Below are 7,469 nucleotides of genomic sequence, written 5' to 3'. Positions count from 1 at the left end.
GCTTGGCGCCGCGCGCACCGGTGGCCGGGCCGCGCCGTCCGGCGCGGCTGTCGTCGCGGGACTCTTCGCTGTGCCGGCGATCCGCGCCCGCCAGGTCGCGCTTGCCCTTGGGGGCCGCCGCGCGGGTGGATGGGGCCTTGCCGCGGCCGGAACGCGGGGCGTCTTCCGAAGCGGCCCGGTCGTCCCGCCGCGGGCTTCGCGCGGCCGGGGCTGCAGCGCGACCGCGTGATGGCCGACGCTCGGCGCCGGCCTCGTCCTCGGTGGCTCGGGCGCGGGGCCGGCCGGGGCGCTGGTCGGCACGGACCGGACGACGCTCCGCCGACGGGGTCGGCGACTCCTCCCGTCTTGCGGGTCTCGGCGCGGCGTTGCGGGTGCGGGTCGGACGGCGCTCGCCGACGGCCTCGTCCTCGGTCGTCCGGGCGCGGGGGCGCTGGCCGGCGCGGGCCGGACGACGCTCCGTCGACGCGGCCGGCGACTCCTCCCGCCGCGCAGGTCGCGGCGCGGCGCTGCGGCCGCGGGGTGCCGGGCGGCGCTCGGCGTGATCGCCTGCGTCCGGCTCCGCCGGCAGGAAGCGCGGGGCCTTGGCCGGGCGAGCCTTGCGGCCGGGGCCATGGCCGCTCAACGAGACCGGCGGCGCGTCGTCCGTCCGGGGGCTGCGTCCGCGCGGCGGGCGGCGCGGGCCGTGGCCGGCAGCCTCGCCTTCGCCGGCGGTCGGGGGCTTGGCCGAACGCCGGTCGGTCGGCTTCGATCCGGCACCGCCGCGCGGGGGACGGCCGGCGCCGGATTTCGGGGGGCGGGGGGGCTTGGTCATGTCATGGCCTGTCGGCGGAGGAAATCGGCAATGCGGTCGGCCTCGGGCCGCATCGCGTCCACAGTTCCGATCATGTGAAGGCAGCCGTGGATCATGCCGGGCCACAGGCGAAATTCGTGCGGCCGGCCATCCCGGGCCAGTCGATCGGCGAGCAGTTCACTGTCATTCCTCAGGCAATCATACTCCGCCGCGGCCAGGTAGAGCGGCGGCAGGTCGGCAAGATCGGCGGTGAGCGGGGCCGCGAGCGGAGTCCGCCGGTCGGTGCCCGCCGGCACGTAATGGTTCCAGAACCACTCCATCTCGGCGGTGGAGAGGAAATAGCGGTTATCCGCACCATAGGCCAGATGCGATGGCGTGTCGTGGTCCGGCGCGAAGACCCCGTAGATCAGGGCGGCGCCGCGCAGCGGGGTCTCGCCGGCATCGCGCAGCGACAGCAGGGCGGCCAGAGCCAGGTTGGCGCCGGCGGAATCGCCCGCGATCACCAGCCGGCCGGGATCGATGCCCCAGTCGCGTCCATGCGCGGCGAGCCAGCGCACCGCCGCGACGCAATCCGCGAGCGGGGCCGGGAAGGGGTGCTCCGGCGCCAGCCGGTAGGCGACGCTGACGACCTTCAGCCCGGAGCGCACCGCCAGCTCGCGACAGATGCCGTCATGGCTGTCGAGGTCGCACAGCACCCAGCCGCCGCCATGGATGTAGATGACGGCCGGCGACAGCTCCGCCGTGCCGGGGTCGTACAGCCGGGCGGTGATCGCGCCGCCAGGGCCGGGGATGGTGCGGTCCTCGACCCGCGCCACCGTCGGGGCACGCTCGTTGAGCAGCGGCAGGACGGCCGCCATGCCCTGGCGCGCCGCGGCCGGGGACAGGCTTTCGAGCGGCGGGCGGTCGCCCGAAATCGCGGCGATCCGCTCCAGCATCCGGGCGACCTGCGGATCCAACGCCATGATGTGGCCTTGTTTACTTGATGAAACCGATCGCCGCACGGCTGGTGGGAACCAATAGATCGATGCAGCGTTCGACCGCTGCGTCCCCTGCCTTGCAAGTCAAGACATCGTTCAACAGCACCCGGCCAAAATTTCCGCAATCATGCCCGGCGATCTCGAACACCTTCACCATCGTTTTGCCCGCGGCGAGGGGTGCCATGTCGACGGCCAGCTGGTCGACGATGATGCCCTTCGGATCGAAGACCACGAGGTCGAGCTGCATATTGCTGTAATTACGGGCGGTGCCGTTGTGCATCACCATGAAGGCGCGGCAGCCGTTGTTGCCGGGTTCGAGCTTGTTGAGCTCGATGTCGATGCCCTCCTTGGGCGTCGACTCGGGGGGCTGCTTTTCCTGCGCCAGCGCCGGAAAGGCGGCAATCGCAACAAAAGCTGCGAAAAAACTTGCCGTCCTGAATCGAGCGAAACGGCGGGTCTTGGGGTTCTGGCGCGGCATCTGGGCTCCCGTCGATCTGGACTCGCAAGGCGCGCCATGATACCCGCGCCCCCCGTGACCGCAATGAAATGCACTGAGGCGGTCGGTGTTCCCGGGTTTGCAAGCTGCGACCCAAGGATTGCGGGTCGCGATCCGGGACCTGACCGTCGGCGCAGAACGTTGCCCCGTCTCCCGGCGACGCCGGGCGCTTTGCGCCTCGCGGGCCGAAATTTCCACCGCCCGGTCGGCGGTGGCGGGCGGCATCCGGATGGTCACCATCCGGCGCGCCGACCGGAAGGAGGAGGGGCATGACGTGGAAGGGCCACCTTCTTCTGTCGATCGCACTGGTGGGGGCCGTGGCCCTCGGTGGCGTGATCGGGATCGATTCTGCGCGTCCGACACCGTCGCCCGTCATCGCCGTGGATCTGACCCAGATCGCGGTCGAACAGGCGCGCCTGGTCGACCCGGCGGAGGCGGCGCGGCCCCATCCCGCGGTCGCGGCGGTGGTGCGCTTGGCCGCGGCCCGGCAACCCGCGCGCCCGGTCACCTCCAGGCTGCTCCACATCTTCTTCGGCACGGCTTTCGCCGGCGTGCCCCGCTTCACCGACCTGGCGTCGCCGCCGCCCCTTGAGCGTCCAGGGCTGGACCCCTGGGCGGGGGCGATGCAGGAGGTGGCGCGCATAACGCCGCCGCCGCCGCAGGACGCTGTGCCCGCCCTGGTGCCGGTCAGCCTGCCGTCCGGCCAGGCCGCCCTCGCCGATCCGGTCGAACGCCTGGCCGACCCGCAGCCCACCGCCGGGCCGCTGCCGGTGGCGCCGCCGCCGGTGCAGGCGACCGCCGAACCGCCGCTGGCCCCGGCCGCGGGGGTGGAGGCGGCGCCGGTGGCGCTGGGATCTGCGCTGCTGCCGGCCCAGCCCGGCACTGCCACGGTGATCGACACCACCTCGCAGACGGCGAAGCCCATAGTGGTGGCCTCGCTGGCGCCGACCAAGGAACTGCTGGCCGAGGCCGTCGGCCCGGCGCCTGCGCCGGTGGCGGCGATCGTCCCGGTCGCCGCCGCCCCGGCCCCCGCCACATCAGGCGTCGCGGTGCAGGCCGGGTCGGACCGCGCCGTGGTGGCGACCGACGACCTGCATGCCGAACAGCCGGCCGGCCCCGGGGTCGCCCCGGTCTGGGCCCGCTCGCGCTCCTCGCTGCTGCGCGTCGCCCGGCCGGAGCCGGAGGTGTCGGAGCGGCTGGACGTCGCCCTGGCCCGCGCCGTGTCGCTGATCGAACCGGCCGGCGCCTCCTGGCTGCGCACCGCCGAGGCGGATGGGGCGGGCCGCCGCCTGACCGGCTGCGGCCTGGGCGACCTCGCCTGCTCCACCTTCGTCTCCGGCAGCGGCAGCGCGCTCGACCAGCCGTCGCCGCTGCTGGCCCGCCATGCGGGCGAAACGCTGTCGATCGGCGGCGTCCCCCTGCCGGCCGCCGGCCCGGACGCCGAGAAGGCGCTGCGATGCCTCGCCTTCACCGCCTATACCGAAGCCGGCAACCAGGGCACCCGCGGCATGGCCGCGGTGGTCTGGGTGGTGATGAACCGCATCGCCGTATCGGATGATTTCGGCGATTCGCCCTGCGAGGTCCTGGCCGATCCCGGCCAGTTCGAACCGCTGCAGCGGCCGCGCTTCCGCGCCTTCGCCAAGGCCGTGCGCAGCGGCGCCATGCCGAAATTCCCGCAGCCGCTGAACCCGCAGGACGAGATCCTGCTGCGCACCGCGCGGCTGGTGGTGTGGCAGATGCTGGACGGCTATTTCGCCGACGACCCGACCGACGGCGCCCAGTATTTCCTGGCCCCGGCGGCGATGCGGGCGCTCGGCCGCGGCATGCCGGCCTGGACCACGCGCTTCTCGCGCACCGCCTCGATCGGCGACCACGTCTTCTACCGGCCGAAGCGGGGCGGCTAAGCCGGGGTCGGCGAAGCCGATCCCGCCGTTTCCTCGGCCGCCGACGGCCGTCGAATCCCGCCGGGTCCTGTGACGGAGGTTCCGGTTGCCTCGCCCCTGAAATCCGCGGACCGTGCCCGGGCCGTGCGGGTTGGCCCGCCTGCCCTGAAAACGTCACGAATCTTCCCTGGCCCCGACCCCTCGCCCGACCTAGAAGGGATTTGATGGCCGTCACCGATTCCGCCCCTATGTCGCCGTCGCTCGGCTCGGTCCTGCTGGCCGTGGCGCCGCTGCTGTTCAGCGCGGCGATCATGATCATGGGCAACGGGCTGTTCGGCACGCTGGTCGCGATCCGCATGGATCTCGACGGCAACGACGTGGGCACCATCGGCCTGGTCCTCGCCTGCTATTCCGGCGGTTTCGCGCTGGGCACGCTGATCTGCCCCCGGATCGTGCTGCTGGTCGGCCATATCAGGACCTTCGCCGCCTTCGCGGTGATCGCCTCGGCCGCGGCGCTGTTCCATGCGCTGTGGGTCGACCCGGTGGTGTGGGCGGCGCTGCGCTTCGTCACCGGCATCAGCATGGCGGTGCTGTTCACCATCATCGAGAGCTGGCTGAACGCCAAGGCGGTGAACGCGGTGCGCGGCCGGGTGATGTCCTCCTACATGGCGGTGAACTACACCGCCTTCGGCCTGTCGCAGCCCTGGCTGACGGTGATGGACCCGGCCAGCTTCGCCCTGTTCTCGGTGGTGGCGATGCTGGTGTCGCTGTCGCTGGTGCCGCTGTCGCTGACCCCGGTCGAGACCCCGCCGGTGATCAAGGTCAAGCGCTTCGGCCTGCGCACCCTGATCGCGATTTCGCCGCTCGGCGTCGGCGGCTGCTTCTCGGTCGGGCTGATCAGCGCCGCCTTCTCCGGCATGGGGCCGGTCTATGCCCGCACCATCGACCCGTCGCCGAACTGGATCGCCGCCTTCATGATGACGGCGATCTTCTCCGGCTTCCTGCTGCAGTACCCGGTGGGCAAGCTGTCCGACCGGTTCGACCGGCGGCAGGTGTTCCTCGGCATCAGCATCGCCCTGGCCCTGGTCAGCGCCGGCCTGGCCCTGTTCGGCGGGCTGTCGATGACGCTGATGCTGGTGCTGCTCGCGATGTTCGGCGGGCTGTCCTACACCATCTATCCCCTCAGCCTCAGCCATGCGAACGACTTCATGCAGCCGGAACAGCTGGTGCCGGCCGCGGCCGGGCTGCTGCTGTGCTACGGCGTCGGCGCCATCTTCGGCCCGATCATGGCGTCGCGGGTGATGGGGCTGCTGGGGCCCGCCGGCCTGTTCGCGTGGACCGGGACGGTGGCGGCGCTGCTGGCGCTGTTCACGATGTACCGGATGACCCGCCGCGTGGCGAAACCGAACGAGGAGCAGGGCAGCTTCGTGACGGTGGTGCCGACGACCACGCCGGTCGCCGCCGGGCTCGACCCGCGCGCGCCGGGCACGGCGCCGCCGACCGTGCGCGACGCCGCCTGAAGGGATGGACATGCCGCTCGACCGTCGCCGCCTGATCACGTCGCTTCCCGCCATCGGCCTGGCCCTGGCGGGGTGGGGCGGGCTGCGGCCGGCGCGGGCGCAGGACCCGTTCTTCTTCAAGATCGGTACCGGCACCACCGGCGGCACCTATTTCCCGATCGGCGGCATCATCGCCGGCGCCATCTCCGGCCCGCCCGGCCTGCCGCCCTGCGGCAGCGCCGGCGGCAGCTGCGGCGTGAACGGCCTGATCGCCATCGCCCAGGCCAGCGCCGGGTCGATCGACAACATCCGGCGCATGGGCAGCGGCGAGTTCGATTCCGGCCTGGCCCAGGCGGATGTCGCCTTCGCCGCCTACACCGGCGAAGGGCCCTTCGCGGGTGAGCCGCCGGTCACCAGCCTGCGCGCCATCGCCCATCTCTATTCCGAGTTCGTCCACATCGCGGTGCCGGCCGACGGCCCGGTGCAGTCGGTCAAGGACCTCAAGGGCCGGCGCGTTTCGGTCGGCACCGAAGGGTCGGGCACGCTCTACGACACCCGCCTGATCCTGGCCGGCTACGGGCTGAAGCAGACCGATGTCGAGGAGGTGTTCGAGCGGCCGGAGCCGTCGGTCGACCTCGTGGTCGACGGCAAGCTCGACGCCATGGTGATGACCGGCGGGCCGCCGCTCGGGGTGATCACCGACCTTGCCAAGCGTCGCCCGATGCGGCTGCTGCCGATCGAGGGCGCGGATGCCGAGGCGCTGGTCGCCAAGGCGCCCTTCTTCACGTTGGAATCGATCCCCGAGGGCGCCTATGACGGCATCCCGGCGGTGCCGACGCTGTCGGTCGGGGCGATCTGGCTGGTCTCCGCCAAGGTCGCCGACGAGACCGTCTACCAGATCACCCGAGCCCTGTGGCAGGACTCGACCCTGGCCCTGCTCGCCGCCGGCCATCCGCGCGGCAAGGAGATCTCGGCCGAGCGCGCGGTGCGCGGCCTGGGCGTGCCGCTGCATCCCGGCGCCGCCCGCTACTACGCCGAACACGCCGGGATCGGCAGTCCGACCCGGGCGACGCCTTAAGGGCTAAGACGCCTTAAGGGCTAAAAGGTCAGCACCCAGGGTTCCGCCCGCGCGGCCTCGACCCAGCGCTGCATCGCCGGCAGCGCCAGCATGGCGTCGACATAGGCGCGGCAGGCGGGGTCCAACGGCACGCCGTAGCGGTCGAACCGGAACACCACCGGGGCGTACATGCAGTCGGCCGCGCCGAACGCGCCGAACAGGAACGGGCCGTCTGCGGCGCTCGCCTCGCGGCACTGCCGCCAGATCGTGGCGATGCGGGCGATGTCGGCTTCGGTCGCGGGGTCGCGCGGCCGGTCGGGTTCGCGGGCCAGCACGTCCATCGGCAGCACGTCGCGCAGCGCGGCGAAGCCCGAATGCATCTCGGCTGAGACCGACCGCGCCAGCGCCCGCCGCGCCGGATCGCGCGGCCACAGCGACCATTCGGGAAAGCGTTCGGCGAGATATTCGAGAATCGCCAGAGTGTCCCAGACGGTCAGGTCGCCGTCCCGCAGCACCGGCACCTTGCCGGCCGGGGAATGGCGCAGGATCGCCTCCTTCGAACCTGGGCCGTAGAGCGGGATCACGACCTCCTCGAACGGGACCTCGTGATGCGCCAGGGCCAGCCAGGGGCGCAGCGACCAGGAGGAGTAGCGTTGGTTGCCGATGACGAGGCGCAGATCGGGCATGGGCGGGTCCGGTGGGCGGGGGGTTGGCAAGGGAAACGGGCTGGAGCATGGTGTGCCGCCCCGAGTTACCGAATGCAAGAA

The 7,469-nt window shown here is 72.3% G+C and carries 6 protein-coding genes; 3 read left to right on the top strand and 3 right to left on the bottom strand.

Going from position 1 to position 7,469, the window contains the following annotated elements; translation table 11 throughout:
- Positions 1 to 807: 807 nt before the first annotated feature.
- Positions 808 to 1,752, bottom strand: a complete 945-nt coding sequence (locus AB4112_RS31175) for an alpha/beta hydrolase (protein WP_441725459.1) — start codon at positions 1,750 to 1,752, stop codon at positions 808 to 810.
- A gap of 13 nt (positions 1,753 to 1,765) precedes the next feature.
- Positions 1,766 to 2,245 (bottom strand): Tat pathway signal sequence domain protein, encoded by a 480-nt coding sequence (locus AB4112_RS31170; RefSeq protein WP_441725456.1) that lies wholly within the window; start codon positions 2,243 to 2,245, stop codon positions 1,766 to 1,768.
- Positions 2,246 to 2,532: 287 nt separating this feature from the next.
- On the opposite strand from AB4112_RS31170, the gene AB4112_RS31165 reads away from it, so the two are divergent.
- The 3 genes from AB4112_RS31165 to AB4112_RS31155 all read left to right on the top strand — a co-directional run bounded on the left by AB4112_RS31165 (position 2,533) and on the right by AB4112_RS31155 (position 6,723).
- Positions 2,533 to 4,167, top strand: a complete 1,635-nt coding sequence (locus tag AB4112_RS31165) for a cell wall hydrolase (protein WP_441725453.1) — start codon at positions 2,533 to 2,535, stop codon at positions 4,165 to 4,167.
- Between the two features lie 203 nt (positions 4,168 to 4,370).
- Complete coding sequence (locus AB4112_RS31160) at positions 4,371 to 5,666, top strand: MFS transporter (RefSeq protein WP_309801741.1); 1,296 nt, start codon at positions 4,371 to 4,373, stop codon at positions 5,664 to 5,666.
- A gap of 10 nt (positions 5,667 to 5,676) precedes the next feature.
- On the top strand, positions 5,677 to 6,723 hold the full coding sequence (locus AB4112_RS31155) for a TAXI family TRAP transporter solute-binding subunit (protein ID WP_441725449.1): 1,047 nt from the start codon (positions 5,677 to 5,679) through the stop codon (positions 6,721 to 6,723).
- A 20-nt stretch (positions 6,724 to 6,743) separates the two neighbouring features.
- Here the strand turns inward: AB4112_RS31155 and AB4112_RS31150 are convergent, their stop codons facing one another.
- A complete protein-coding gene (locus tag AB4112_RS31150; RefSeq protein WP_441725446.1) occupies positions 6,744 to 7,388 on the bottom strand; it encodes a glutathione S-transferase family protein in 645 nt (214 codons plus the stop codon).
- Between the last annotated feature and the right edge of the window lie 81 nt (positions 7,389 to 7,469).

The sequence above is a fragment of the Inquilinus sp. 2KB_23 genome (assembly GCF_052115705.1).
Taxonomy (GTDB): Bacteria; Pseudomonadota; Alphaproteobacteria; order DSM-16000; family Inquilinaceae; genus Inquilinus; species Inquilinus ginsengisoli_A.
The sequence above is the reverse complement of the archived record's forward strand: the minus strand, read 5'-3'. Positions and strand labels throughout refer to the sequence as shown.

What these genes read in the sequence shown, in the direction of transcription:
- AB4112_RS31150 (WP_441725446.1), bottom strand. Translation starts at nt 7,388, where the DNA reads ATGCCCGATCTGCGCCTCGTCATCGGCAACCAACGCTACTCCTCCTGG.
- AB4112_RS31155 (WP_441725449.1), top strand. Translation starts at nt 5,677, where the DNA reads ATGCCGCTCGACCGTCGCCGCCTGATCACGTCGCTTCCCGCCATCGGC.
- AB4112_RS31175 (WP_441725459.1), bottom strand. Translation starts at nt 1,752, where the DNA reads ATGGCGTTGGATCCGCAGGTCGCCCGGATGCTGGAGCGGATCGCCGCG.
- AB4112_RS31165 (WP_441725453.1), top strand. Translation starts at nt 2,533, where the DNA reads ATGACGTGGAAGGGCCACCTTCTTCTGTCGATCGCACTGGTGGGGGCC.
- AB4112_RS31160 (WP_309801741.1), top strand. Translation starts at nt 4,371, where the DNA reads ATGGCCGTCACCGATTCCGCCCCTATGTCGCCGTCGCTCGGCTCGGTC.
- AB4112_RS31170 (WP_441725456.1), bottom strand. Translation starts at nt 2,245, where the DNA reads ATGCCGCGCCAGAACCCCAAGACCCGCCGTTTCGCTCGATTCAGGACG.